22 protein-coding genes are annotated in these 23,356 nt (G+C 70.1%); 9 read left to right on the top strand and 13 right to left on the bottom strand.

Annotation, left to right across the window (positions count from 1 at the left end; all coding sequences use genetic code 11):
* Positions 1 to 124 precede the first annotated feature (124 nt).
* The 5 genes from ASG72_RS14580 to ASG72_RS14560 form a co-directional block, all read right to left on the bottom strand.
* Positions 125 to 1,243 carry a M20 family metallopeptidase gene (locus ASG72_RS14580; protein ID WP_156395975.1) on the bottom strand — a complete coding sequence of 373 codons (1,119 nt, stop codon included), beginning with the start codon at positions 1,241 to 1,243 and terminating at the stop codon, positions 125 to 127.
* Positions 1,244 to 1,478: 235 nt separating this feature from the next.
* A complete protein-coding gene (gene ssb / locus ASG72_RS14575) occupies positions 1,479 to 2,021 on the bottom strand; it encodes a single-stranded DNA-binding protein (protein ID WP_056714756.1) in 543 nt (180 codons plus the stop codon).
* Positions 2,022 to 2,162: 141 nt separating this feature from the next.
* Positions 2,163 to 3,035: an ABC transporter permease subunit gene (locus tag ASG72_RS14570; protein ID WP_056713407.1), complete on the bottom strand. Its 873-nt coding sequence runs from the start codon at positions 3,033 to 3,035 to the stop codon at positions 2,163 to 2,165.
* The gene (locus ASG72_RS14565; RefSeq protein ID WP_244488810.1) at positions 3,032 to 4,051 is read right to left on the bottom strand and encodes an ABC transporter substrate-binding protein; all 1,020 of its coding nucleotides are present in this window, start codon (positions 4,049 to 4,051) and stop codon (positions 3,032 to 3,034) included. Before ASG72_RS14565 ends, ASG72_RS14570 begins: the two co-directional genes overlap by 4 nt.
* Positions 4,052 to 4,219: 168 nt before the next feature.
* Positions 4,220 to 5,026 carry a DUF2189 domain-containing protein gene (locus tag ASG72_RS14560; RefSeq protein WP_082540356.1) on the bottom strand — a complete coding sequence of 269 codons (807 nt, stop codon included), beginning with the start codon at positions 5,024 to 5,026 and terminating at the stop codon, positions 4,220 to 4,222.
* Positions 5,027 to 5,155: 129 nt separating this feature from the next.
* On the opposite strand from ASG72_RS14560, the gene ASG72_RS14555 reads away from it, so the two are divergent.
* Positions 5,156 to 5,422: a hypothetical protein gene (locus ASG72_RS14555; RefSeq protein ID WP_056713405.1), complete on the top strand. Its 267-nt coding sequence runs from the start codon at positions 5,156 to 5,158 to the stop codon at positions 5,420 to 5,422.
* A gap of 134 nt (positions 5,423 to 5,556) precedes the next feature.
* The gene (locus ASG72_RS14550) at positions 5,557 to 6,597 is read left to right on the top strand and encodes a PAS domain-containing protein (protein WP_056713402.1); all 1,041 of its coding nucleotides are present in this window, start codon (positions 5,557 to 5,559) and stop codon (positions 6,595 to 6,597) included.
* Between the two features lie 84 nt (positions 6,598 to 6,681).
* On the opposite strand, the gene ASG72_RS14545 is transcribed toward ASG72_RS14550, so the two are convergent.
* From ASG72_RS14545 to ASG72_RS14530, 4 genes are all read right to left on the bottom strand, one after another.
* Complete coding sequence (locus ASG72_RS14545; protein ID WP_056714746.1) at positions 6,682 to 7,467, bottom strand: SDR family oxidoreductase; 786 nt, start codon at positions 7,465 to 7,467, stop codon at positions 6,682 to 6,684.
* A 121-nt stretch (positions 7,468 to 7,588) separates the two neighbouring features.
* Positions 7,589 to 11,011, bottom strand: coding sequence for an error-prone DNA polymerase (locus ASG72_RS14540; protein ID WP_056713400.1), 3,423 nt, complete (start codon positions 11,009 to 11,011; stop codon positions 7,589 to 7,591).
* Positions 11,008 to 12,600 carry a DNA polymerase Y family protein gene (locus ASG72_RS14535; RefSeq protein WP_200939946.1) on the bottom strand — a complete coding sequence of 531 codons (1,593 nt, stop codon included), beginning with the start codon at positions 12,598 to 12,600 and terminating at the stop codon, positions 11,008 to 11,010. The genes ASG72_RS14540 and ASG72_RS14535 overlap by 4 nt, the downstream gene beginning before the upstream one ends.
* Entirely contained in the window at positions 12,509 to 13,387 is an 879-nt protein-coding gene (locus ASG72_RS14530; RefSeq protein WP_056713398.1) for a hypothetical protein, read from the bottom strand. The genes ASG72_RS14535 and ASG72_RS14530 overlap by 92 nt, the downstream gene beginning before the upstream one ends.
* 322 nt (positions 13,388 to 13,709) lie before the next feature.
* Here ASG72_RS14530 and ASG72_RS14525 point away from each other — a divergent pair, with 322 nt between their 5' ends.
* From ASG72_RS14525 to ASG72_RS14505, 5 genes are all read left to right on the top strand, one after another.
* On the top strand, positions 13,710 to 14,948 hold the full coding sequence (locus tag ASG72_RS14525; protein ID WP_056713396.1) for an amidohydrolase family protein: 1,239 nt from the start codon (positions 13,710 to 13,712) through the stop codon (positions 14,946 to 14,948).
* A gap of 142 nt (positions 14,949 to 15,090) precedes the next feature.
* Entirely contained in the window at positions 15,091 to 15,882 is a 792-nt protein-coding gene (gene modA / locus ASG72_RS14520) for a molybdate ABC transporter substrate-binding protein (RefSeq protein ID WP_244488809.1), read from the top strand.
* A complete protein-coding gene (gene modB / locus ASG72_RS14515; RefSeq protein WP_056713393.1) occupies positions 15,879 to 16,574 on the top strand; it encodes a molybdate ABC transporter permease subunit in 696 nt (231 codons plus the stop codon). Before modA ends, modB begins: the two co-directional genes overlap by 4 nt.
* Positions 16,571 to 17,659, top strand: coding sequence for a molybdenum ABC transporter ATP-binding protein (modC, locus tag ASG72_RS14510; RefSeq protein ID WP_056713391.1), 1,089 nt, complete (start codon positions 16,571 to 16,573; stop codon positions 17,657 to 17,659). Before modB ends, modC begins: the two co-directional genes overlap by 4 nt.
* A gap of 20 nt (positions 17,660 to 17,679) precedes the next feature.
* Positions 17,680 to 18,081, top strand: coding sequence for a LysR family transcriptional regulator (locus ASG72_RS14505; RefSeq protein WP_056713388.1), 402 nt, complete (start codon positions 17,680 to 17,682; stop codon positions 18,079 to 18,081).
* Here the strand turns inward: ASG72_RS14505 and ASG72_RS14500 are convergent.
* A complete protein-coding gene (locus ASG72_RS14500; protein WP_056713386.1) occupies positions 18,060 to 18,272 on the bottom strand; it encodes a heavy-metal-associated domain-containing protein in 213 nt (70 codons plus the stop codon). The two genes, ASG72_RS14505 and ASG72_RS14500, sit on opposite strands and share 22 nt — an antisense overlap.
* Before the next feature lie 206 nt (positions 18,273 to 18,478).
* On the opposite strand from ASG72_RS14500, the gene ASG72_RS14495 reads away from it, so the two are divergent.
* The gene (locus ASG72_RS14495) at positions 18,479 to 19,900 is read left to right on the top strand and encodes a M20 family metallopeptidase (RefSeq protein ID WP_056713384.1); all 1,422 of its coding nucleotides are present in this window, start codon (positions 18,479 to 18,481) and stop codon (positions 19,898 to 19,900) included.
* 31 nt (positions 19,901 to 19,931) lie between these two features.
* On the opposite strand, the gene ASG72_RS14490 is transcribed toward ASG72_RS14495, so the two are convergent.
* The 3 genes from ASG72_RS14490 to ASG72_RS14480 form a co-directional block, all read right to left on the bottom strand.
* On the bottom strand, positions 19,932 to 20,516 hold the full coding sequence (locus ASG72_RS14490) for an amino acid synthesis family protein (RefSeq protein WP_056713382.1): 585 nt from the start codon (positions 20,514 to 20,516) through the stop codon (positions 19,932 to 19,934).
* Between the two features lie 187 nt (positions 20,517 to 20,703).
* A complete protein-coding gene (locus ASG72_RS14485) occupies positions 20,704 to 21,291 on the bottom strand; it encodes an amino acid synthesis family protein (protein WP_200939945.1) in 588 nt (195 codons plus the stop codon).
* Between the two features lie 14 nt (positions 21,292 to 21,305).
* On the bottom strand, positions 21,306 to 22,502 hold the full coding sequence (locus ASG72_RS14480; RefSeq protein WP_056714736.1) for an amidohydrolase family protein: 1,197 nt from the start codon (positions 22,500 to 22,502) through the stop codon (positions 21,306 to 21,308).
* A gap of 133 nt (positions 22,503 to 22,635) precedes the next feature.
* On the opposite strand from ASG72_RS14480, the gene ASG72_RS14475 reads away from it, so the two are divergent.
* Positions 22,636 to 23,133 (top strand): MarR family transcriptional regulator, encoded by a 498-nt coding sequence (locus tag ASG72_RS14475; protein ID WP_056713380.1) that lies wholly within the window; start codon positions 22,636 to 22,638, stop codon positions 23,131 to 23,133.
* Positions 23,134 to 23,356 lie beyond the last annotated feature (223 nt).

Here is a 23,356-nt window from a genome sequence, read left to right as displayed (position 1 = left end):
GCGCGCGCAAGACCCTCTCCGCGTCGGAGAGGGTCGGTGCGGTGACGGTCCGCGTTCAGGCGGGCCGGAGGCCGGAGGCCGGCGCGGGCGACGTCGCTCGCAGCGCCTGCCGACGAGGAGCCGCTCACAGCGTCTCCAGAAGACCTCTCATCAGGGCCTGGCGCGGCAGGATCGACGAGATCAGCGCATGCTCCTCAAGCGTATGCGCCCCGGCCCCGTCGATGCCCAGCCCGTCCAGCGTCGGAATGCCGAGCGCGGCGGTGAAATTGCCGTCGGAGCCGCCGCCCGTCATCGCGCAATCCTGGAGATCGAGGCCGATGCCGGCGGCGACGCCGCGCGCAATCTCGTAGAGCGCGGCGACCTCCGCCGTCTTCTCATAGGGCGGCCGGTTCATGCCGCCGGTGACGGAGATCCGCACATCCGGATCATGCGCCTTCAGCCCATGGATGCGCTGCTCCATCGCGACGCCGTCGGCGGCGGTGGTGACCCGCAGGTCGATGCTGAACCAGGCATGCTGCGGAATGACGTTGGCGGCGGTGCCGCCGCCGACCAGGGCCACCGAGGTGGTGATGCCGCGGTCGTAATCGGTCATCGCCTCGACCGCGAGGATCTGGTGGGCCGCCTCGCGGATCGCGCTGCGGCCATCGGCATGGCGCGCGCCGGAATGGGCGGGGCGGCCTTCGAAACGGACATCGAACCGGCCGACGCCCTTGCGCGCGGTGACGATCTTGCCGCCCTCGCGCGCCGGTTCGGTGATCAGCACGGCCATGGATTCCCGGCCGATCGTCTCGATCAGCGCGCGGGTCGTCGGCGATCCGATTTCCTCGTCTGGCGTGAACAGGAAGCTGATCGGGCGCCGGGCTGTGCCTGCGGCCGCGACCTGCTTGAAGGCCTGCAGAGCTAGCCAGGCGCCGCCCTTCATGTCGTAGACACCGGGGCCGTAGAGCCTGTCGCCCTCGATCCGCACGGGCAGATCCCTGGCCGCGGTGCCGACCGGATGAACCGTGTCGAGATGCGACATCACCGCCGCGCCGCTGGCTCCATTGGCCGGGCCGGCCCGCAGGATCAGGCTGTCGCCCAGCCCGTCGCGCCCGGGAATGCGCTCGACGGCGATGGGCAGCGCCGCGACCTCCTCCGCGACGAGGTCCATCATGCGGTTGACGCCGTCCGGATGATGGGTCGGGCTCTCCGTGGCGAGCCAGGCGGAGAGAGCGGCGAGATCGGGTGTGTCTTGAGCGTTCATGGGCGGCAGTGTCGGCGGGAAGCCGGCCCGGAACAAGCCGGCTCCGGCATGCGGGGCCCCTGGCCTGCGCATGGCTGAGATCGGGCTACCGACGCGGCGGCGCATCGCCAACGCGAGCGAGGCGAGGCGTCACCCGCCCCGCCTGCCCTGGTCCGAGCCGCGGCGCGAGGAGCCGGGACGGCGGAACGACTTCGCGCCGTAGCAACGGCGACGCCGGGCTGTGGCTGCGATCGCCCTAGAAGGGGATGTCGTCGTCGAGATGGGTCGCGCTCGAGCGACCGCCGCCGCCGGACATGGCCGGCTGGCGCGAGCCCCCGCCCCCGCCGCCGCCCATCGGGCCGGACCGGCCGAAGGAGCCGCCGCCACCGCCGGAGCGATCCTCCATCGCGCCGCCGCTCTCGCCGTATTCGTCACCTCCGCCCTGCTGGCGGCTGTCGAGGATGGTGAGCTCGCCGCGGAAGCGCTGCAGCACGATCTCGGTCGTGTATTTCTCGACGCCCGACTGGTCCTGCCATTTCCGGGTCTGGAGCTGGCCCTCGATATAGACCTTCGAGCCCTTGCGCAGATATTGCTCGGCGACCTTGGCGAGGTTCTCGTTGAAGATCACCACGGAGTGCCATTCGGTGCGCTCCTTCTTCTCGCCCGACTGCTTGTCGCGCCAGGTCTCGGAGGTCGCGATGCGCAGATTGACGACAGGCTCGCCGCTGCCGAGGCGCCGCACCTCGGGATCGCGCCCGAGATTGCCGACGAGAATGACCTTGTTGACGCTACCAGCCATGAGAGGCTCCATTTCCTGCGCACTGACACCCGGCCTCAGGGATCTCGACCGGAGGCGGACCCTACCGGCCCGCACCGCCACTATCAATGATGTTCCCTGTTTGTTCAAGTCGGAAACAGCGAGTTTTCCCCCGCTGATTCGTCAGCCCGCACCCTGGCCGCGGCGCGGTCCCTGCCCGCGCAGCAGCGCCTGCGTCAGCCGGTCGAGCAGCACCGCGAGCAGGACGATGGCGAGGCCGCCGACGAAGCCGAGCCCGGCATCGGCCCGCTGCAGGCCGAGCAGCACCGTCTCGCCGAGGCCCTTGGCGCCGATCATCGAGGCGACCACCACCATGGCCAGAGCCATCATGATCGACTGGTTCAGCCCCTGCAGAATGGCCGGGCGCGCCAAAGGCAGCTCGATCAGCAGCAGCGTCTGGCGGCGGTTGAGCCCCAGCGCCCGGGCCGCCTCGACCGCGCCGCGGTCGATCTCGCGCAGGCCGAGTTCGGTCAGCCTGGCGAAGGGCGGCAGCGCATAGATCAGCGTCGCGACCAGGGCCGGCGCGCGGCCGAGCCCCAGGATCATCGCTACCGGAATGAGGTAGACGAAGCTCGGAATGGTCTGCATCAGGTCGTAGACCGGGGTGAGCAGCCGCGAGAGCCGCGGCAGCCGCGCCGCCAGAATGCCGAGCGGCAGGCCGAGGCCGACGATGAACAGAACCGAGACGATGATCAGCGCGAGCGTCTGCATCGCCGCCGCCCAGACGCCGAGCAGCCCAAGCCCGGCGACGAGCGCCGCCATCGCCGCGGCAAAGCGAAGGCTTCGCCGCGCGAGATAGCCGAGCCCGAAGACCAGCAGGACGGCGAGCTCCGGAGTGAGCGGCTGGAGCAGGGTCTCGACCAGCCTGACCGGCGCGGTCAGCACCCGCGCCAGCCCGTCGAGATCCTCGCCCAGCCCGATGACGACGGCATCGACGGCGCGATTGACCGCGCCTTGCAGCGCCTTGCCGAGATCGGGCAGGAGCGCCGGCGTCACAGGCCCGCAGTCACCTTGCCGGCGATCTCGGCCGGCACCCAGGCCTTCCAGGCATCGGGCTGGCTCTTGAGGAAGACCAGCGCCTGCTGCTCCGGCGCGATGCCCTTCTCACGCGCCTGGGCCAGCATCTGCGAGGTGGTGGCGCTGCTCATCCCGTATTGCCGGAAGAAGGTCGCGAGCTGCGGCGCCTGTTTCGGGAAATCGACATGGGCGCCGATCACCACCTTGCTGACGGGATAGGCGGTGGCGCGGCTCGGCCGGTCCGTCGTCTTCAGCTGGTCCCAGACCGCCTGGTCGAAGGCCGGCTCCTCCAGCTTGACGAGGTCATAGGCGCCGACCAGCCAGCTCGGGCTCCAATAATAGAACAGCACCGGGCGCTTGCGCTTCAGCGCCGCCTCGATCACCGCGACCGTCGCCTCGCCGGAGCCGCCGCGGGTGTTGGTGAAGTCGTTGTCGAGCCCATAGGCCGCGAGCTTCTTGGTGTTGACGCCTTCGCAGACCCAGCCGGCGACGCAATTGTAGAAACGGCCCTTGGCCGGCTCCTCCGGATCGGTGAACAGCGCCTTGTAGCGCTTGAGGTCGGATACGGATTTGAGGTCGGGCGCCTTGGCGTCGGGCCCCTCCACCAGATAGCGCGGCACGTACCAGCCCTCATTGGCGTCCGGGAAGGTGGTGCCGAGCGGCGTCACCCGGCCGGCCTCCGCCGCCTTGCTCCAGGCCTCGACGGGATTGGCCATCCAGATCTCCATGACGATGTCGACATCGCCGCGAGCCAGCCCGTTCACCAGCGGCGCGATCGCACCCGGCACGCGCTCGACCTTGCAGCCATAGCCGCGCTCGACGATGGCCGTGGCCACGGCGGCGTGGAAAGCGGCGGAATCGTAATCCAGCCCGGCGATCTTCAGCGGCCGATCCAGCTCGCAGGCTTGAGACGGAGCCGCGAACAGCGCCAGCGCCCCCGCCAGAACCAGACCGCCCAGGCTCTTGCGCCCGCTCACCATGCCCGCCTCGCGCATCCCCGCCTCCCTCGATTCGCCCGCGCCTGCTGGCGCTGCCCTGCCCAACGCCGGTCACTGCGGAATGATCCCGCCGCCGACCCGCTCCAGGCATTGTGGCAGCACAGTGCATCTGCGCCGCCTCACGATTTCGCTGGCGTACTCTTCATGGCGGGCGGACAGGACGCGTCAGCAGGGTGCGGGCGGCAGCACGACCCGGCGGTAGAGATGCCAGGTGGCATGGCCGAGCACCGGCAGGATCACCACGAGGCCGAGGAAGGCGGGCAGCATCGCCACCACCGACAGCGCGACGATGGCGGCGGCGAAACCCAGCATCGGCACGGGGTTCAGCGCCACGGCGCGGACGCTGGTGATCATCGCGGTGATGAAATCGACCTCGCGATCGAGCAGCAGCGGAAAGGAGACCACCGTCAGCGAGAACAGCACGGTCGCCAGCACCGCGCCGACGAGATTGCCGACGGCGAGGAACATCAGCCCTTCCGGCGTCGTCGCGAGCACGGTCAGGAAGCCGCCGAAACTCGCGAAGGACTGGAAGCCGAGGAAGAGCGCGAGCAGCAGCCGCACCTGATACAGCCAGATCATCATCAAGAAGAGCGCGACGAAGGCCATCCAGCTCAATTCGCGGCGGCCCTGCGCCAGGACGACGCCGAGGATCCCGCTCCAGCGCAGCGCCTCCTGCCGTTCCCGACGGCGCGACACCTCATAGAGCCCGACCGCGACGAAGGGGCCGATCAGGACGAAGCCCGCCGCCAGGGGATAGGCGAGATAGGGCATGCCCAGCCGCGTCACCGACATCAGGATGAACAGGCCGCCCAGCGCGTAGATCCCGCCGAAGAAAAGGCCGTAGAGCGGCGCCGCCTGGAAGTCCCGCAGCCCGGCGGCGAAGGCCTCGACGACATCGGCGACGCCGATCCGGCCGATCTGCGGATCAAGCCGGCGCGGGGCCGGCTGCGGGGCTGCGTCCATCTGCGTCATCGTCTCTCCTCCTCCATGGCGGCCGCGGTTTCGCCCGCAGCTCGAGACGAGGCATAAGACCGGACTCGCGCGGCTGCATTGGCCGAGATCAAGCGCGCTTCGCCGTTCGCTCGCGCTCGCGCGCCTCCCATGATGGGAACCGGATGGCGCGGTGCGGCTTATCTGATCATGACGCGCTATTATTTCGACACCGGCGACCAGGCCGCCGCTCCCGACGAGGACGGGCTGGATCTCGAAGACAGCGAGGCGGCGCTGCGCGCGGCGCTCGCGGCCCTGCCGGACATGCTCCGGGACCGCGATGTCGCCTCGGTGCGGGAGGAGCTCGCGATCACCGTGCGCGACGAGGCCGGGCCGCTTTTCCTGACGACCGTCAAGCTCCTGGCGCGGGACCGATAGTGTCAGGCCCCCGCACGATCCGGCTCCCGCCATGACAGCGTGACCATGACGCAGTACACATGTCATAAGACATTCCAGATGATCCGGGTTTCTGCCAACACCCCCCGGTTCCAGACTTCCACGGACATCACCGCGTGCTACTGAGACGAGATCCCAGCCTTCCGCTCGAACAGGCGCTGTCGGCGACCGAGGCGAAATTCGAGACGCTGACCGATGCGATGCCGCAGATGGTCTGGTCGACTTTGCCGGACGGCTTCCACGATTACTACAATGCGCGCTGGTACGAATTCACCGGCATGCCGCCGGGCTCCACCGATGGCGAGGGCTGGAACGGCATGTTCCATCCCGAGGACCAGGAGCTGGCCTGGCAGCGCTGGCGCGAGAGCCTGGAAACCGGCGAACCCTACGAGATCGAGTACAGGTTGCGCCATCACAGCGGCGAGTATCGCTGGACGCTCGGGCGAGCCTTGCCGGTGCGCGACGAGGCCGGCCGGATCATCCGCTGGATCGGCACCTGCACCGATATCCACGAGGCCAAGCGCACCGCCGAGCTCAACACGCTGCTCAGCCGCGAGCTGAGCCACCGCATCAAGAACATTTTTGCCGTCGTGTCGGGGCTGATCGCGCTGTCCGCGCGGCAATTCCCCGAGGCGAAGGCGTTTGCGTCGCAGCTCCGCGACCGGGTGGCGGCGCTCGGCCGGGCGCATGAATTCGTGCGCCCCCATAGCGACGAATCGCGGCCGGTGCTGGGCGCGACCACGGTCCAGGGCATGTTGTCGGAGCTGTTCAGCCCCTACCCCGCCTGGTCGGAGGGCCGGATGACGCTGCGCGGCGATGATTGCCCGGTCGACGACCGTGGCGCGACGCCGCTCGCCCTGCTCTTCCACGAGCTGGCGACGAATGCGACGAAATACGGGGCCCTGTCGACCGGCGACGGCCGGGTGGCGCTGACGCTGGCGATCGATCCGGCGGCCGACCTGCTGCGCATCCGCTGGGCGGAGAGCGGCGGTCCGGCCGTACCGGGCGAACCGGAGCGCGTCGGCTTCGGCAGCCGGCTCGCGGAAATCAGCGTGGTGCAGCAGCTCGGCGGCGAGCTCTCCAAGCAATGGCTGACCGAGGGGCTGACGGTCGACATCGCGATCGCCTGCAGCCGCCTCTCGCGCGCGGATAGCTGAAGGCGGGGGCGCCCCCCTCGCTTCGACCTCTCATCCTCATCGGGCCGGCGGGGCGATTTGCCCCGCCCGCCCGGTACCCCGCCCTCAGATGCTGCGGGTCGCGCCGCCGTCGATGCGGATCTTGGCGCCGGTGACATAGCTCGCCCGCTCGCTGGCGAGGAAGGCGACGACATCGGCGAATTCCTGCGGCGTGCCGTAGCGGCCGGCGGGAATCGTGGCGCGCGAGGCCTTCGCCGCCTCCTCGGCCGTGGTGCCGGTGCGGTCGGCCGCGGCCTTGTCGAGCTGGTTGACGCGCTCGGTATGGATGCGGCCCGGCATCACGATGTTCACGGTGACGCCCTGCGCGGCGACTTCCGACGCCAGGGTCTTCGACCAGCCGACCACGGCGGAGCGGATGCCGTTCGACAGCGCCAGCCGCGGGATCGGCTGCTCGACGCCCGAGGAGGTGATGGTGATGATCCGGCCGAAGCCGCGCTGGGTCATGCCGGGCAGCAGCGCCTGCGCGACATGGAAGAGATTGGCGGCCATCGCCTCGAAATGCGTGAGCCAATCCTGGCGCTTGGCCTCGCGCGCCTCGGATGGCGGCGGGCCGCCGGAATTGCCGATCAGGATGTCGACGCCGCCCTGGCCGGCGAGCTTGGCCAGCAAGGCCTCGACCGAGGCGAAATCGCCGAGATCCAGGCTTTCGGCCGTGATCCTTGCCTTGACCTCGGCCGGGCACTCATCCGCCCATTGGGCGATGGCGCCGGTGTTGCGGGCGGCGGCGATGACGGTCGCGCCTTCGCTGGCGAGGGTGCGGGCGATGGCGGCGCCGAGCCCGCGGCTGGCGCCGAGGACGAGGGCGCGCTTGTTGTGAAGTCCGAGATCCATGGCCGTGTCCATCTTTCGCTCGGGCGCCGATGCGCCGCTTCGATCGTCCTGCTGATAGCCTGCAGCGGCACGGATGGAAACGGGCACCGGCCGGAGGGGCGCATGACCGGAGCGGGCGGGCCTATTGGAAATCCCGGGATTTCGGCAGGATGCGGACATCGCGCGGATGGCGGCCGCGCTGGACCTGCGGGTGCAGGAACTCGTCCGCCCGCGTCAGGGTGATGGTGGCGCGATGCGTCTCCGAGAGCCGGTGCAGATCGCCGGTGCGGTCGATCACCTTCTGCGCCATCAGATGCGTCACGCCTTCCGGGCTGCGCTGCACCCGGCCCTCGATCAGCAACAGCCGCGCCCCCATCACCTCGCGGCGATAGCGTTCGAACAGGCTGGCCCAGAGCACGATGTTGACGATGCCGGTCTCGTCCTCGATCGTGATGAAGATCGCCTTGCCGTTGCCGGGACGCTGGCGCACCAGCACCACGCCGGCGGTGCGGGCATAGGTCGCGTCCGGCTTCAGTTCGGTCTCGGCGCAGCTCAGAATGCGCTCGCGCCGGAAGAGCGGGCGCAGGATCCCCATGGGGTGGCCCTTCAGCGACAGCCGGTGGGTCTGGTAATCCGCCACCACATGCTCGGGCAGCGTCATCTCCGGCAGCGCCATGTCGGCTTCCTGCCCCAGCTCCTGCGCCTGGGCCGCGGCGAACAGCGGCAGGGCCTCGTCATCGGGCAGCCGGCGCACGGCCCAGAGCGCCTCGCGCCGATCGAGCCCGATCGAGCGGAAGGCATCGGCATCGGCGAGCAGGCGCATGGCGCGCGCCGGCAGCCGCGCCTTCCAGGCGAGATCCTCGACCGAGCGCCAGCCGGCGCCACGCAAGGCCGCGATCCGCCGCCCCCATTCCTCGTGGAACCCGTCGATCTGGCGGAAGCCGAGGCGCAACGGGAGACGGGCAGTCGGCAATGGGCAGTCGGCATTCGGGTCTGCTTCGAGTGCCGACTGCCGACTGCCCACTGCCGAATCGTCCAAAGTATTGTCCCAGTCGCTCGCATTCACGTCGATCGGCCGCACCGGGACGCGGCCGATCTCCTGCGCCTCGCGGACGATCTGGGCGGGAGCGTAGAAGCCCATGGGCTGGGCGTTGAGCAGGGCGCAGGCGAAGATCTCGGGATGGTGGCATTTCAGCCAGGAGGAGACATAGACCAGTTTTGCGAAGGAGGCGGCATGGCTCTCCGGAAAGCCATAGCTGCCGAAGCCCTTGATCTGCTCGAAGCAGCGCGCGGCGAAGTCGCGCTCATAGCCGCGCAGCACCATGCGCTCCACCATCATCGTCTCGAAATTGCCGATGGTGCCGACATTACGGAAGGTCGCCATGGCGCGGCGCAGACCATTGGCCTCGCGGTCGCTGAATTCGGCCGCGACCATGGCGATCTTCATCGCCTGTTCCTGGAACAGCGGCACGCCGCAGGTGCGGCGGAGCACGGTGTAGAGCTCGTCGGGATCGTGCGGCGGCGCGGGCGAAGGGAAACTCACCTCCTCCAGCCCGGCGCGCCGCCGCAGATAGGGATGGACCATGTCGCCCTGGATCGGCCCCGGCCTGACGATCGCGACCTGGATGACGAGATCGTAGAATTCGCGCGGCTTGAGGCGCGGCAGCATGTTCATCTGCGCCCGGCTCTCGACCTGGAAGACGCCGAGCGAATGGCCGCGGCAGAGCATGTCGTAGGTCGCCGGATCGTCGCGCGGGACGTCGGCCAGCCCCCAATCGATGCCGCGGTGCCTGTGCATCAGATCGAAGGCCTTGCGGATGCAGGTCAGCATGCCGAGCGCCAGCACATCGATCTTCATCAGGCCGAGCGTGTCGATATCGTCCTTGTCCCATTCGATGAAGGTGCGCTTTTCCATCGCCGCATTGCCGATCGGCACCATCTCGTCCAGCCGGCCGCGGGCCAGCACGAAGCCGCCGACATGCTGCGAGAGATGGCGGGGAAAGCCGAGCAGCCGGATGGCGAAGTCGACCGCGCGCGCGATCACCGGGTTGTCCGGATCGAGCCCGGCCTGCCGGACATGGGTCGCGGCGATGTCGCTGCCCCAGCTGCCCCATTGCGTGCCGGCGAGCCTGGCCGTGACGTCCTCCGTCAGCCCCAGCGCCTTGCCGACGTCGCGGATCGCGCTGCGCGGGCGATAGCGGATCACCGTGGCGGCGATGCCGGCGCGCTCGCGCCCGAAGCGCTCATAGATGTGCTGGATCACCTCCTCGCGCCGTTCATGCTCGAAATCGACGTCGATATCGGGCGGTTCGCGACGCTCCTCCGAGATGAAGCGGGCGAAGAGCAAATCGTTCTCGGCCGGATCGACCGCGGTGATCCCGAGCACGAAGCAGACGGCCGAATTGGCGGCCGAGCCCCGGCCCTGGCAGAGGATGCCGCGGCTCTCGGCGAAATCGACGATGTCGCGGATGGTCAGGAAATAGCGGGCGTAATCGAGCTTCTCGATCAGGACGAGCTCGGCATCGAGCTGTTTCTGGACCTTTTCGGGCACGCCCTCGGGGTAGCGCATCGGGGCGCGGCGGCGCACCAGCTCCTCCAGCCAGGCCTGCGGCGTCCAGCCCGGCGGCGTCGGCTCGTCTGGGTATTCGTAGCGCAGCTGGCCGAGATCGAATTCGACCCGCGCCAGCAGATGCGCGATTTCGGCGATGGCCTCGGGCGCATCGCGAAACAGCCTGTGCATTTCCTGGGGCGGCTTGAGATGGCGCTCGGCATTGGCCTCGAGCAGGCGGCCGGCACGCTCGATGGTGACGCCCTCGCGGATGCAGCTCAGCACGTCCTGCAGGTCGCGTTGGCCCGGCGCATCATAGAGCGCGTCATTGCTGGCGATGAGGGGAATGCGGCCCGCGGCGGCCAGCGCCTTGAGCCTCGCGAGCCTGCGCCGATCATCGCCCTTGCGATGCATGCAGGCGCCGAGCCAGACCGCGCCGGGCGCCGCCTGCGCCAGCGTCTCGATCAGCGCCGGCAGCGGCTCCAGCCGCCTGTCGGGCATGATGATCAGCAGCAGGTCGCGGGTGTCCCCGACGAGATCGGCGAGGTGCAGGATGCACTCGCCCTTCTGCGCCCGGAGATTGCCGAGGCTGAGCAGCCGGCAGAGCCGGCCCCAGCCGGCGCGATTGGCGGGATAGGCGACGATGTCGGGCGTGCCGTCGCTGAAGACGAGGCGGCTGCCGGTGATCAGCCGGAACGCCCGCGCCCGCGCCTTGACATGCGCCTGGAGCGCCTCGTCGGCACCGAGGCTGCCGTCGCGCACCCGCTCATGCTCGATCCAGACATGCTCGCCCGGCCCCGAGCCGTCGCGCAGCTTTTCCGGCGCGGGCAAACCGTCCTCGCGCAGCTCCTTCAGCGCACCATAGGCCCTGACCACACCGGCCAGCGTGTTGCGGTCGGCGAGACCCAGCCCGGCATGGCCGAGCAGCAGCGCGGTCAGCACCATATCGGGCCCGGGCGAGGCACCGCGCAGGAAGGAGAAGTTAGAGGCTGCAACAGGTTCGGCGTAAAAGCTCATGCGAAGAGTCCGTGCAGGTACCAGCGCGGCGGCGCGGATTCGGCCTCGTAGAACCCGGCGCGGAACACCCAGAACCGGCGCCCCTGCGCATCCTCGATGCGGTAATAGTCGCGCGCCGGCTCGGCCGGGCCGTCGCGCCACCATTCCGGCGCGATCCGCTCCGGACCCTCCGCCCGCGCGATCTCGTGCAGCACGCGGCGCCAGCGGAAGCGCAAGGGCGGCCCGTCCGGCACCTCGGCCAGGGTCTCGATCGGCTGCGGCGGATCGAAGAGCTGCAGCGGGCGCGTCGGCGGATCATGCGGCTGCGGCGCAGGCCATCGCACCCCACCGGGCGGCGAAGTGGCCGGGATCATCCGGGCCTCGCGCCGGGGATCATGCGTGTCCTGGCCGATGAAGCGCAGCACCCGGTCGCGGCCGAAGCGGGCCACCAGCCGGTCGACCAGATCGGCCACCGCCTCCTCCTCCACGGCACGGCCGTCGAGCTGGGGCTGATGCGTATTTAAAGCCTCGCAGACGGGAACGGCGAGGCGCACCGCATCGAAGCCGAAGCCGGGATCGAGCGGATCGGCCAGGGTGTCCAGCCGCTCGCGATAGAGGCGCAGCACCGCTCCCGCATCCCGCGAGGGCCGCCCGGTCTCGACCCTGATGCGGCGCACCGCCCCGTCGCTGCGGAAGATGCTGAACTCGAAGGTGCGCCCGCCCTCGCCGCGCTGTTCCAGCACGCGCGCCGCCTCCTCGACCAGCCGCACGACCACCGCCTCGAGGCTCTCCATGGCCAGCAGCGGCTCGGCGAAATGCCGCTCCACCACGCAATCGGGCGGCGGACGCAGCGGCGTGATGCGGATATCCTCGCGGCCGAGGGTGCGCCGCAGCCTCGCCGCCAGCCCCTCCCCGAAACGGGCGGAGAGCGCGGCGCTCGGCCGCTCCGCCAGATCGGCCAGGGTCTTCAGCCCGGCGCGGGAGAGCGCCAGCGCGGTCTCCGGCGGCAGGCGCAGCGCCGCCAGGGGCAGGGTCCGGGTCGCCGCCTCGTCCCCGCCCGGAGGCACGATGCCGCCCTGGGTGAAGCGGGCGAGCGCATGGGCCGCCTCCGGCGTGCCGGCGATGCAGGCGCGATGGGCGAGGCCGCCCGCCGACAGGCGCCGGCCGATCAGAGCGATCAGGGCCGCCTCGCCCCCGAACAGATGGGCGCAGCCGGTGACGTCCAGCATCAGCCCATGGGGCGGGTCGAGCGCCACCAGCGGGGTGAAGCGGTCGCAGAAAGCGGCCAGTCGCTCGATCTGGCGCCGGTCGGCCTCGGGATCGGCCTCGACCGAGACCAGGCCGGGAATGCGGGCGCGCGCATCGGCCAAGGTGAGCCCGGGCGCCAGGCCCTGATCCAGCGCCGGCCGGTCGCAGGCGGTGATCCGCAGCGCCCCGCGCTGCATCTCGACCAGGACGAGCGGCGGCGGCGGGGCCGGCGCCTGGCCTGCAGGGCCGCCGCCGTCTTCCATGCGCGCGCTAGCCGGCGCGGCGGCGGGGGCCCGCTTCTCCCGCCGCAACCTGTCCGTCGGCAGGAAGGGAAACCAGAGGGCGAGGTAGCGGCGCGACATCGGGGCTGTGCCGGGTCTGATCGGGTTTGTCGGGCAAGGCGGGTCGTTCCGGATATCCGGGTCTTTCCGCAAAGCCCGGTCTCTCCGCAAAGCATTGTCGGTCACGGCTCCACTCCACACGCCACTCACACTCACTGAGGCCACCGCGCTGGCGCAGCAGCCTGATTCTGAAAGCCGGATCGCCCGGCGCATTCGCCTCCAGCGCCCGCGACGGCAGCGCCTGCACCAGCCAGCGCGTCCGCGCCGCGCTGGGCGATTGCGAGGCGCTCGCCCGCAGCAGCAGGGTGGCGACGCCGGAGCCTTCCGCCGCCAGAGCGAGCCGGCGCGTCGCCGTCAGGTCGAACAGGCGCGGATCGCCCCAGGGCTCGATCAGCGCCGCCCCCAGCGCGCCGCAGCGGGCGGCCTCCGCCCCGGCGCGCAGCACGCCCTCGGCATCGCGCGCCCGCACCAGAAGCACGCGGGCGGGGTCGAGCCCCAGCTCCGACAGGCCCGGCGGATGCAGCGCGCCGGTCTCGGAATCGAGATAATCCTGCCGCACCCACAGAATCGGCCGCCGCCCCGCCGCGCGAATGGCGAGGCCGACCGCGAAGCCGGTCGCGGCGGCGATATCGGGCGAGCCGGGCGCATAGACCTCGTGCAGCGCGGCCCGGACCAGCCCGCCCCCCAGCACCTCGTCGAGCCCGGCCGGGCCGAAGCTCACCCGTCCCCTGGCCGCAGGCGCGCTGCGCAACGCCGCCTCGGCGAGGCTGCGGCGCAGATCGGCCAGGGTATGGGCAGCTGACATCATGAAGGCCCCAACGCCAATGTTCTTTCTTTGTTCTTTTATAGAGAGAGACTCTGCGGAAGGCGAGTCGCGTCAGGAGGGTATGGGCCGTTTATCCCGGCCGTCATGGCCGCGCACCAGAACCCGCCGACATGGCCCCGTCCGCAGCGAGGGCCTATCCTCCCCCCTCGCCCATCGGCCATGATCCCCGCCGAACCCGACCGGTACCAGGCCGCGATGACCATAGCCTCCGCCACGCTTCCCGCCGCGCTCGGCGACACCTGCCCCGCCGGGAAGGTGACCCAGCCGGCCGCCCGCCCGGCGCGCCGGGCCCTCTGACCCGCCCATGGCCGAATCCGCCCCTCTCGACCTGATCTTTCGCCAGGCCAGCCTGCCCGGCGCCTCGCGGCCGATGGATCTCGGCGTCCGCTCCGGGCGCTTCGTCGCCATCGAGCCCGATCTCGCGGCGGATGCGCCGGAGGTGATGCTCGGCGGGCGGGCGGTGCTGCCGGGCTTCGTCGACAGCCATGTCCATCTCGACAAGGCCTGCCTGCTCGGCCGCTGCGGCCATGCCCGCGGCGGGCTGAAACAGGCCATCGCCGCCGTCTCGGCGATGAAGCGCGATTTCACCGTCGCGGATATCTATGCCCGCGGGGCGCAGGTGCTGGATAGCGCCATCGCCCGGGGCACGACCCGGATGCGCACCCATGTCGAGCTCGATCCGCGCATCGGCCTGCGTGGTTTCGAGGCGGTGACGGCGCTCAGGCGCGATTATGCCTGGGGGCTCGACCTCTCGATCTGCGTCTTCCCGCAGGAGGGGCTCACCAATGATCCCGGCACCGAGGCGCTGCTGGTCGAGGCGCTGGAGCGCGGGGCGGATCTGCTCGGCGGCTGCCCCTATACCGATACCGACCCGCACCGGCAGATCGCGATCCTGTTCGAGCTCGCGCGGCGCTACGATGTCGATCTCGACTTCCATCTCGATTTCGACCTCGATCCTGCCTGGATGCATCTCGACGAGGTCTGCCGCCAGACCATCGCGCAGGGCTATGAGGGGCGCGTCACCATCGGCCACGTCACGAAGCTCTCGATGCTGGCGCCGGACGCCCTCGCCCGCGTCGCCACCAGGCTGAGGGAGGCCGGCGTGGCGGTGACCGTGCTGCCGGCGACGGATCTCTATCTGATGGGCCGGGACGCCAGCCATGCCGTGCCGCGCGGGCTCGCCCCTGCGCATCGGCTGGTGGAGAGCGGGGTCGTCTGCTCGGTCGCCACCAACAACGTCCTCAACCCTTTCACGCCCTTCGGCGACGGCTCGCTGCTGCGCATGGCCAATCTCTACGCCAATGCCGCGCAAGTCGGTCCGGAGGATTTCGCGCGCTGTATATCGATGATTACGACGCTCCCGGCGCAGCTGATGCGGCTGAGCGATTACGGGATCGCGCTGGGCAAGCCGGCCGACCTGATCGTCCTCGATGCCGAGACCGCCGAGACGGCCTTGGCGGCGCTGGCCGAACCGGTGATGGGTTTCAAGAACGGCCGCCGGAGTTTTTCCCGCCCGGCCGCGACGCTGCACCGGCCGGATTGACCGCCCCCTGACGCGCCCGTGATCGAGGGCCGCTGCCCGCAGGAAGCAACCGAAACTCCGCCGGCGGCATCGCCGGAGACTCGACAGAGGCGACGTTGCGTTATATTCCTACGGGAACGACGCAATGGCTAGGAGTCGCGCGATGCGGATGTCCCGACGGCTGATCATCGCTCTCGCGGCGCTGCCCCTCCTCGCCACGCCGGCGCTGGCGCAATCGAAGGATCTGGTGGTCTTCGCCGCCGCGAGCCTGAAGAACGCGCTCGACGAGGCCGCGACGCGCTGGGCCCGCGAGACCGGCAGGCCCCCTCCCAAGATCTCCTATGCCGGCAGCAGCAGCCTCGCCCGCCAGATCGAGCAGGGCGCGCCGGCCGATCTGTTTCTCTCCGCCGATCTCGACTGGATGGATCATCTCGACACCAGGGGGCTGATCCGCAAGGAGACGCGGCTGAACCTGCTCGGCAATGCGATCGTGCTGATCGCGCCGAAGGGCTCGCAGGCCAGGCTGGATCTGGCGGATGGCGTCGATCTCTCGCCTGCCCTCGGCTCCGGCCGGCTGGCGATGGCGAATGTCGAGGCCGTGCCGGCGGGAAAATACGGGAAGGCGGCGCTGGAGCGGCTGCGTGCCTGGGACAGGGTCAAGGATCGCGTCGCGCAGGCCGAGAATGTCCGGGCGGCGCTTTTGCTGGTGGCGCGCGGCGAGGCACCGCTCGGCATCGTCTACGCCACCGATGCCGCGGCCGAGCCCAATGTCACGGTCATCGCCAGCTTCCCGCGCGACAGCCACCCGCCGATCATCTACCCCGTCGCAGCGGTGGCCGGTTCCGCCCATGCCGACGCCCTGCCCTTCCTGCGGTTTCTCCGCTCCGCCAAGGCCAGGAGCGCCTTCACCGCGCAGGGCTTCACCCTGCTGGCCGAGCCCGCCAACGCTTCGTGAGCGGCTGGCTGTCCCCGGATGAATGGGTCGCGGTCCGGCTGAGCCTGCTCGTCGCCAGCACGGCGATGCTCGTGAGCCTGCCCTTTGGCATCGCGATCGCCTGGCTGCTGGCGCGCGGCCGCTTCTGGGGCAAGTCGCTGCTCGATGCGGCTGTGCATCTGCCGCTGATCCTGCCGCCCGTCGTCACCGGCTATCTGCTTCTGCTCTCCTTCGGCCGGAAGGGGCCGATCGGCGCCTGGCTGGAGGCATGGTTCGGGGTGGTCCTGTCCTTCCGCTGGACCGGGGCGGTGCTGGCCAGCGCGATCATGGGTTTTCCGCTGCTGGTCCGCGCCATCCGCCTGTCGATCGAGGCCGTCGACCGCAAGCTCGAGGATGCGGCCGGCACGCTCGGCGCCGGCCCCTTCCAGGTCTTCCTGGTGGTGACGCTGCCGCTCTGCCTGCCCGGCATCCTGGCCGGGATGATCCTGTGTTTCGCCAAGGCGATGGGCGAATTCGGCGCGACGATCACCTTCGTCTCGAATATTCCCGGCGAGACCCAGACGCTGCCTTCCGCGATCTACACCTTCACCCAGGTCCCCGGCGGCGAGGCGGGGGCGATGCGGCTGACCCTGATCTCGATCGCCCTCTCCGTCACCGCGCTCTTCGCCTCGGAGGCGCTGGCGCGGCGGGTCAGCCGGCGCGTGGCCGGATGAACCCGGCGCTGCAGGTCGATGTCCGGCACCGGCTCGGCGGCTTCGCCCTGCAGGCGCAGTTCGGCTCGGATGGCGGGCTGACGGCGCTGTTCGGCCCCTCCGGCTCGGGCAAGACCAGCCTCGTCAATATCATCGGCGGGCTGATCCGGCCGGAGCACGGGCGGGTGGTGGTCGACGGCCAGGTTCTGCTGGACACGCAGGCCGGCATCGATCTGCCGAGCCACCGGCGCCGGATCGGCTATGTCTTCCAGGAGGCGAGGCTGTTTCCGCATCTCACCGTGCGCCAGAATCTTCTGTTCGGGCGCTGGTTCGCGCCGCGGCTGGCGCCGGCGACCACCGAGCTCGATGCGGTGCTGGAGCTGCTGGGCATCGGCCATCTCCTGGCGAGGCGGCCGGCGGGTCTGTCCGGCGGCGAGAAGCAGCGCGTCGCGATCGGCCGGGCGCTGCTCGCCAAGCCCCGCCTGCTGCTGATGGACGAGCCGCTCGCCTCGCTCGACGAGGCGCGCAAAGCCGAGATCCTGCCGCATATCGAGCGGCTGCGCGACGAGCTCCACATCCCGATCATCTATGTCTCGCATGCCGTCGCCGAGGTGGCGCGGCTGGCGACGACGCTCGCGGTGATGGAGCAAGGCCGCGTCGTAGTGGCGGGGCCGGGCGCCGAGGTGATGACGCGGCTCGACATCGCCGGGCTCTCCGGGCTGCGCGAGGCCGGCTCGGTGCTGGAGGGCGAGGTCCTGGCGCATGATCCGCATTATGGGCTGACGACGCTGCGCAGCCGGGCCGGGCTGCTGCAGGTCCCGGGTCCGCCGCGCTCTCAGGGAGCGCGGCTGCGCGTGCGCATTTTGGCGCGCGACGTGATGCTGAGCCTCGGCCGGCCGCAGGGCCTCAGCGCCCTCAACATCCTGGCGGGAACGGTGGCAGAGATCGGCGAAGGCGATGGGCGCGGCGCGGTCACCCTGCGGATCGATTGCGGGGGTGCGCCGCTGCTGAGCCGGGTGACGGCGAAATCGGTCGCGGAGCTCGGGCTCGTCCCCGGCCTCGGGATTCACGCCATCGTCAAATCCGTATCGGTCGAGGCGCCGTGAGCGGCAGGGGAGTTGCGGACATGGCGAAACCCGAGCCTGGCAGGCCGCGGACGCGGCTGAGCCTCAGGATCGACATCCATCCGGCGGGGCGGCTCGGCCCCGGCAAGATCGACCTGCTCGAGGCGATCGAGGATACGGGCTCGATCTCGGCGGCCGGCCGGGCGATGGGCATGTCCTATCGCCGGGCCTGGCTGCTGATCGACAGTCTCAACGGCATGTTTCGCCAGCCTCTGGTCGAGGCCGCGAGCGGTGGCGCGAAGGGGGGCGGCGCCGCGCTCACGCCGCTGGGCCGCGAGGTCGTCGCGCATTACCGGGCGATCGAGGCCCGCATCGCCAGCGCCGCCGGCCTGCATCTGCGGGCGCTGGAGGAGGCCGCGATCCAGGACGCGCCGGGCGAGGCTCAGGCGTCGCCGGGCGTATAGCCCGCGGCCTTGATCAGCGCCTTGACCGCACCGGCATCGCTCGCCCCGTCGACCGAGACGAGCTTGGTCGCCGGATCGGCCACGACGCGGGCGCCGGGCACGCCGTTCTCCACCGCCTGGGTGATGGTGCCGGCGCAATGGCCGCAATTCATGTCGGGAACGCGGAGCGTGATCTGACTGGCCTGGGACATGCTGGACTCCTGGGGTTTCACCCAGTCTGGACATTGCCATCATGGCAAGGTCAAGGCTCATCCGTCGGGCTCGATCGGCACGAGACACGATGCGGCGCGGCGCCGGGGTCCAGCCGGCTCCATCGCTGATCCGCCATGCGCCTGGCAACTGGACGCCCGGGGCATGGATTGGTCATATGCCCGCCTCAAACCAAGGCGGACCGACTATGGACAATCGAAACGATCTCTGGCGCCACGTCGATGCGAGCAAGGACCGGCTGATCGCGCTCAGCGACAGGGTCTGGGGCATGCCGGAGGTCTGCTACACCGAGGCGCGCTCCTGCGCCGAGCATGTCGCGGAGCTGAAGCATCAGGGTTTCCGCGTCACCGAGAACCTGGCGGGCATCCCGACGGCGGTGATGGGCGAGGCGGGAGAAGGCGGGCCGGTCATCGCGTTCCTCGGCGAATACGACGCCCTGCCCGGCCTCAGCCAGGAGGCCGGGATCGCCGAGCATCGCGAGATCGAGGCCGGCGGCCACGGTCATGGCTGCGGGCATAATCTGCTCGGCTCGGCCGCCTTGCTCGCGGCTGTGGCGATGAAGAACTGGCTGGCCGAGAACGGCATCGCCGGCCGCGTCCGCTATTATGGCTGCCCGGCGGAAGAAGGCGGCGCCGCCAAGGCCTTCATGGTCCGGGAAGGCGCCTTCTCCGATGCCGACGTCGCCATCACCTGGCATCCGTCCAGCTTCTGGGAGGTCGCGCCGGCGCTGGCGCTCGCCAATACTCGCGCCGATTTCGTCTTCACCGGCCGCGCCGCCCATGCCGCCGCCTCGCCGCATCTCGGGCGCAGCGCGCTCGATGCGGTCGAGCTGATGAATGTCGGCGTCAATTACATGCGCGAGCACATGCCCAGCGATGCGCGCGTGCATTATGCGCTGCTCGATACCGGCGGCATCGCCCCCAATGTCGTCCAAGCCCATGCCCGCGTGCGCTATTCGATCCGCGCCCGCGATCTGCGCGGCATGCTGGAACTGGTGCAGCGCGTCCGCAAGATCGCGGAAGGCGCGGCGCTGATGACCGAGACGAAGATGGAGATGCGCATCGTCAGCGCGGTCTCCGATCTCGTCGCCAACGAGCCGCTGGAGCAGGCGCTGCACGCCGTCATGGCGGAGCTCGGCCCGCCGCATTTCGACGAGGCCGACAAGGCCTTCGCCGAGGAGATCCGCAAGACGCTGTCGCCGCAGGAGATCGCCTCGATCTGGCGCACCATCGGCATGCCGGATAGCGGCGCGCCGCTGGCGGATTTTCTGGTGCCGCTCGATGCCAAGCGCAACCCGGCCATCGGCTCGACCGATGTCGGCGACGTCTCCTGGGCGGTGCCGACGGTGCAGGCGCATGCGCCGACGGTGGCGATCGGCACGCCGTTCCACACCTGGCAGGTGGTCTCGCAGGGCAAGCAGCCGGCGGCACACAAGGCGATGGTGCATGTCGCCAAGGCGATGGCCGCCACGGGCGCGGCCGTGCTCTCCGACCCCGCGCTGATGGAGGCGGCGAAGGCCGATCACCGCGCACGGATCGGCAAGGACGGCTATGTCTCGCCGCTGCCGCCGGAGGTGATGCCGCCGCTGACCATGTCGCTCGGCGGCTGAACCGGCCCACGTCGACCGATGACGGGCGGCCTCAGCGCAGCCCGTCCTCGCCCTTGATCTCGTGCTTGGTCAGGCCGCCGATGCGCGGCAGCGGGCGGCCCGAATCGGTCACGGCGATGGCGACCAGGATTTCCCCGGCGCGCGGCGCGTCGGTCACCCGCACCTCCACCGCATCGAAATGCGAGCGGACATAGGCCGCGTCCTTATGGCCGAGCGGCACGTCGATCGGCGTGCCGAGCCCGCCGCGCTTCTTGGCCGAGGGGATCAGCGCCGGGCCCTTGCCCAGCGCCGCGCGGACCGGCGTGCCCATTTTGGGATGCAGGATGGCGGCGGCATGTTCGAGCTCGCCGCCCTCGCCGACGATGGCGGCCTTGCCGAAGCTTTCCGCCTGGTCCGGAGCGATGCCGAGCGCCGCCAGGCAACGTTTCGTCAGGAGATCGCCGAGCTCGACGCCGATCTCGGTCAGCGCCGACAGATCCTCCTGATAACGCCCGGCGAAGGGGTTGGCGATCACGGCCACCGCAACGGCGCGGCGTGTCGGCGGTGTCACGGCCTTGCCGGATTCGACAAGGGTTTCATCGACTTGCGTCAGGATCTTGCGGATCTCGGCAGTCATGGCGTGGCTCCGACGCGGGCAGGAAAGCGCGGGGAACCCCTCTCCGGCGAGGAGAGGGGCAGGGGTGATGTGTCGGCCGTTCGACCGGTGAAACGCATCGGGTGCCGCGGTCTGCTCGCGATGAGGGCCGTGAGCGTGGATGCGCCGCTGGCGGGGCCCGGGCGGGAGGGGGCGCAGGGCAAGAGCTTCACCGCTGCCCGTCCCAGACGCTGATCTGGTCGGCACGCAGCCCGCCGACCCGCTCATGGATGCGGGCGCCGGTGGTCATCACCAGGATCAGCACCATCTCGTCGGCCTGAGGCGAGCCCGGCACCCCGATCTCGACCGCGCCGAAATGGCTGCGGACATAAGCTGCGTTGATATGGGTCACGGGGATGTCGATGCGCGCCCCCGGCCCCGCCACCTTCTTGGTCGAGGGCACGATCGCCTTGGCATTGCCGAGGATCTCGCGCATCGCATAGCCGCCGGGCACGTGCCAGAGAGCGCCATGTTCGAGTTCGCCGGCCGCGCCCACGATGGCGCCCTTGCCATAGCCCTCGACGCTGGCGGGATCGCCGCCGAGCGCCTGCAGGCAGCGCGTCGCCATCTCCAGCCCGGCCGGCTTCAGCGCCTCCATCATCGGCATGATGTCGGGCTCATAGCGGCCGGCATAGGGGTTGGTGAGCACGGCGCAGACCGAGGCGATGCGCTCGGTCCGTCCCGGAAGCGGTCCGAACTCGTGGAAGATCTCTTCCACGCTGGTCTGGATGCGGCGGATGTCGATCAGCGTGCTCATCGGCCCCGCGCTCCTCAATGGCCGAGCACGACGGGCGCGCTGTGCGAAGGCGGGGTGGAGCGCGAGCGCCCGGTGCGGACGATGCCGTCGATCATGACCATGCCGATGCCGGGAATATCGCCGAAGGACACGGCCTCCAGCAGATCCCGGCCCGAGGAATGCTGCGGCTTGTCGAGGAAGACGAAATCGGCCGGCATACCTGCCTTGATCAGCCCCGCATCGAGGCTGCGCCGGCGGGCGATGTTGCCGGTCGCCAGGCAGAAGGCGAGCTCGGCCTTCAGCCCGCCGAGGCTGGAAAGCAGCGTGATCATGCGCAGCACGCCATTGGGCTGCACGCCCGATCCGGCCGGCGCATCGGTGCCGATCAGCAGATCGGCCAGTCGCCCCGCCTCCTGCGCCGCCTCCAGCGCCACCAGCGCCGAACGCTCATTGCCGTTATGGACGACTTCGAGCGCGCCAGTCGCCTTCTCGCAGAGCGCGCGGACATCGGCATGGGCGATCGAGGTCGGGCCGCCATTGATGTGGCTGACGACGTCGGGCTGCGCCTCCAGCACATCGTCCTTGTCGACGAAATGCGAGCCGGCGATGGAGGGGCCGCCGGTGTGCATGATGCTCTCGAGCCCCAGTTCGCGGCACCAATCGGTGACGCGTCTGGCGTCCCGGCCCTTGGCCACCGTGCCGAGGCCGATCTCGCCGATATGGCGGATGCCGGAGGCCTTGATGTCGGCATAGACCTCGCGGCCGAAATCCAGCTCCGGCACCGGCGCGCCGGCGATGACCTTGGCGCCGGCCGGGCGAAAATTCTGGAAGCAGCGCTGCGCCGTGATGGCGAGCGCCTTGACGCCGAGGGCGTCCTTCGGCCGGCCCGGCAGATGCACCTCCCCTGCCGAGACCAGCGTGGTGACCCCGCCATTCACGCCCATCTCGATCCAGCCGAGCTGGTTCTGCCGCGGCGTCCAGTCGCCGAAGACAGGATGGCAATGAGAATCGATCAGCCCGGGCGAGACGGCGGAGCCCTTCGCGTCAATCTCCAGATCCGCGCCGGCGAGGTCGAGCTCGGCCGCGCGGCCGATCGCCTGGATGCGCCCATCGACCACGATGATCGCGTCGCCGTCGAGCAGCGGGCGCTCCAGCTCTCCCGAAAGGATCAGGCCGAGATTGCGGATGACGAGCTTCCCCTTGGCCGGGCCCGCCGCGACATCATGAGCCATCGTCATCTCCGCCGGAAGGCGCCGCCGGATCGAAGATCGAGACAGGCGCCGATTGAATGTGTAATAACAATCATGGACAGCGTTTTCAGCGCTGGCAAGAGCTGATGAGAGCGGCGTGAGGGCAGTGCGGAGAATGGGCGGGAGCAGCGAGGAGCGGGCGGCCGAGCGGATAGCGAAACCGGCCTCGCGGCCGCGCAAGCCCGCGGCGGCGCCCCTGCCGGCCTACCGCCTCGACGAGCAGGTCGGGTTTCTGATGCGCCGGGCCCAGCAGCGCCACATCGCGATCTTCCAGCGGATCATGGGCGATGACGGGCCGACGCCGACGCAATTTGCGGCCATGTCGAAACTCGCGGGCGGCGAAGAGATTTCGCAGAATCTCCTGGGCCGCATGACCGCGATGGACCCCGCCACGATCAAGGGCGTGATCGCGCGGCTGGCCGAGCGCGGGCTGGTCGAGCGCCTGCCCGATCCGGACGACCAGCGCCGCGTGCGGGTGCGGCTCAGCGCCCGGGGGCTGGAGGCGATGCCGGCCCTGATCGACAAGGCCAAGGCGATCACGGCGGCGACGCTCGCGCCCCTGTCGCGGGAAGAGGCGGAGCGTCTGCTGGCGCTGCTGGCTCGGCTCGACTAGGCCGCTCCGCCTGCAAAATCCGCTTGCGCTATCTTGTTTGTATACTAACAATAATCAGCGACGGTTTTGACCCCGCCAGCATCTGCCGGGCGGCGGCGAGCAGGACGGAGCGGCCATGACCAACGACAACGCCATCCAGACCGACGTCGTGATCGTCGGTGCGGGTCCGTGCGGGTTGTTCGCGGTGTTCGAGCTGGGGCTGCTCGACATCAAGGCGCATCTC

It is taken from the genome of Allobosea sp. Leaf344 (genome assembly GCF_001426225.1).
Classification (GTDB): Bacteria; Pseudomonadota; Alphaproteobacteria; order Rhizobiales; family Beijerinckiaceae; genus Allobosea.
The sequence above is the reverse complement of the archived record's forward strand: the minus strand, read 5'-3'. Positions and strand labels throughout refer to the sequence as shown.

Excerpts from the sequence above, each read along its gene's own strand:
- ASG72_RS14580 (WP_156395975.1), bottom strand. The coding sequence starts at position 1,243 with ATGAACGCTCAAGACACACCCGATCTCGCCGCTCTCTCCGCCTGGCTC.
- ssb (WP_056714756.1), bottom strand. The coding sequence starts at position 2,021 with ATGGCTGGTAGCGTCAACAAGGTCATTCTCGTCGGCAATCTCGGGCGC.
- ASG72_RS14565 (WP_244488810.1), bottom strand. The coding sequence starts at position 4,051 with ATGCGCGAGGCGGGCATGGTGAGCGGGCGCAAGAGCCTGGGCGGTCTG.
- ASG72_RS14560 (WP_082540356.1), bottom strand. The coding sequence starts at position 5,026 with ATGACGCAGATGGACGCAGCCCCGCAGCCGGCCCCGCGCCGGCTTGAT.
- ASG72_RS14555 (WP_056713405.1), top strand. The coding sequence starts at position 5,156 with ATGATGGGAACCGGATGGCGCGGTGCGGCTTATCTGATCATGACGCGC.
- ASG72_RS14545 (WP_056714746.1), bottom strand. The coding sequence starts at position 7,467 with ATGGATCTCGGACTTCACAACAAGCGCGCCCTCGTCCTCGGCGCCAGC.
- ASG72_RS14540 (WP_056713400.1), bottom strand. The coding sequence starts at position 11,011 with ATGAGCTTTTACGCCGAACCTGTTGCAGCCTCTAACTTCTCCTTCCTG.
- ASG72_RS14535 (WP_200939946.1), bottom strand. The coding sequence starts at position 12,600 with ATGTCGCGCCGCTACCTCGCCCTCTGGTTTCCCTTCCTGCCGACGGAC.
- ASG72_RS14530 (WP_056713398.1), bottom strand. The coding sequence starts at position 13,387 with ATGATGTCAGCTGCCCATACCCTGGCCGATCTGCGCCGCAGCCTCGCC.
- ASG72_RS14525 (WP_056713396.1), top strand. The coding sequence starts at position 13,710 with ATGGCCGAATCCGCCCCTCTCGACCTGATCTTTCGCCAGGCCAGCCTG.
- modA (WP_244488809.1), top strand. The coding sequence starts at position 15,091 with ATGCGGATGTCCCGACGGCTGATCATCGCTCTCGCGGCGCTGCCCCTC.
- modC (WP_056713391.1), top strand. The coding sequence starts at position 16,571 with ATGAACCCGGCGCTGCAGGTCGATGTCCGGCACCGGCTCGGCGGCTTC.
- ASG72_RS14505 (WP_056713388.1), top strand. The coding sequence starts at position 17,680 with ATGGCGAAACCCGAGCCTGGCAGGCCGCGGACGCGGCTGAGCCTCAGG.
- ASG72_RS14500 (WP_056713386.1), bottom strand. The coding sequence starts at position 18,272 with ATGTCCCAGGCCAGTCAGATCACGCTCCGCGTTCCCGACATGAATTGC.
- ASG72_RS14495 (WP_056713384.1), top strand. The coding sequence starts at position 18,479 with ATGGACAATCGAAACGATCTCTGGCGCCACGTCGATGCGAGCAAGGAC.
- ASG72_RS14490 (WP_056713382.1), bottom strand. The coding sequence starts at position 20,516 with ATGACTGCCGAGATCCGCAAGATCCTGACGCAAGTCGATGAAACCCTT.
- ASG72_RS14485 (WP_200939945.1), bottom strand. The coding sequence starts at position 21,291 with ATGAGCACGCTGATCGACATCCGCCGCATCCAGACCAGCGTGGAAGAG.
- ASG72_RS14480 (WP_056714736.1), bottom strand. The coding sequence starts at position 22,502 with ATGGCTCATGATGTCGCGGCGGGCCCGGCCAAGGGGAAGCTCGTCATC.
- ASG72_RS14475 (WP_056713380.1), top strand. The coding sequence starts at position 22,636 with ATGGGCGGGAGCAGCGAGGAGCGGGCGGCCGAGCGGATAGCGAAACCG.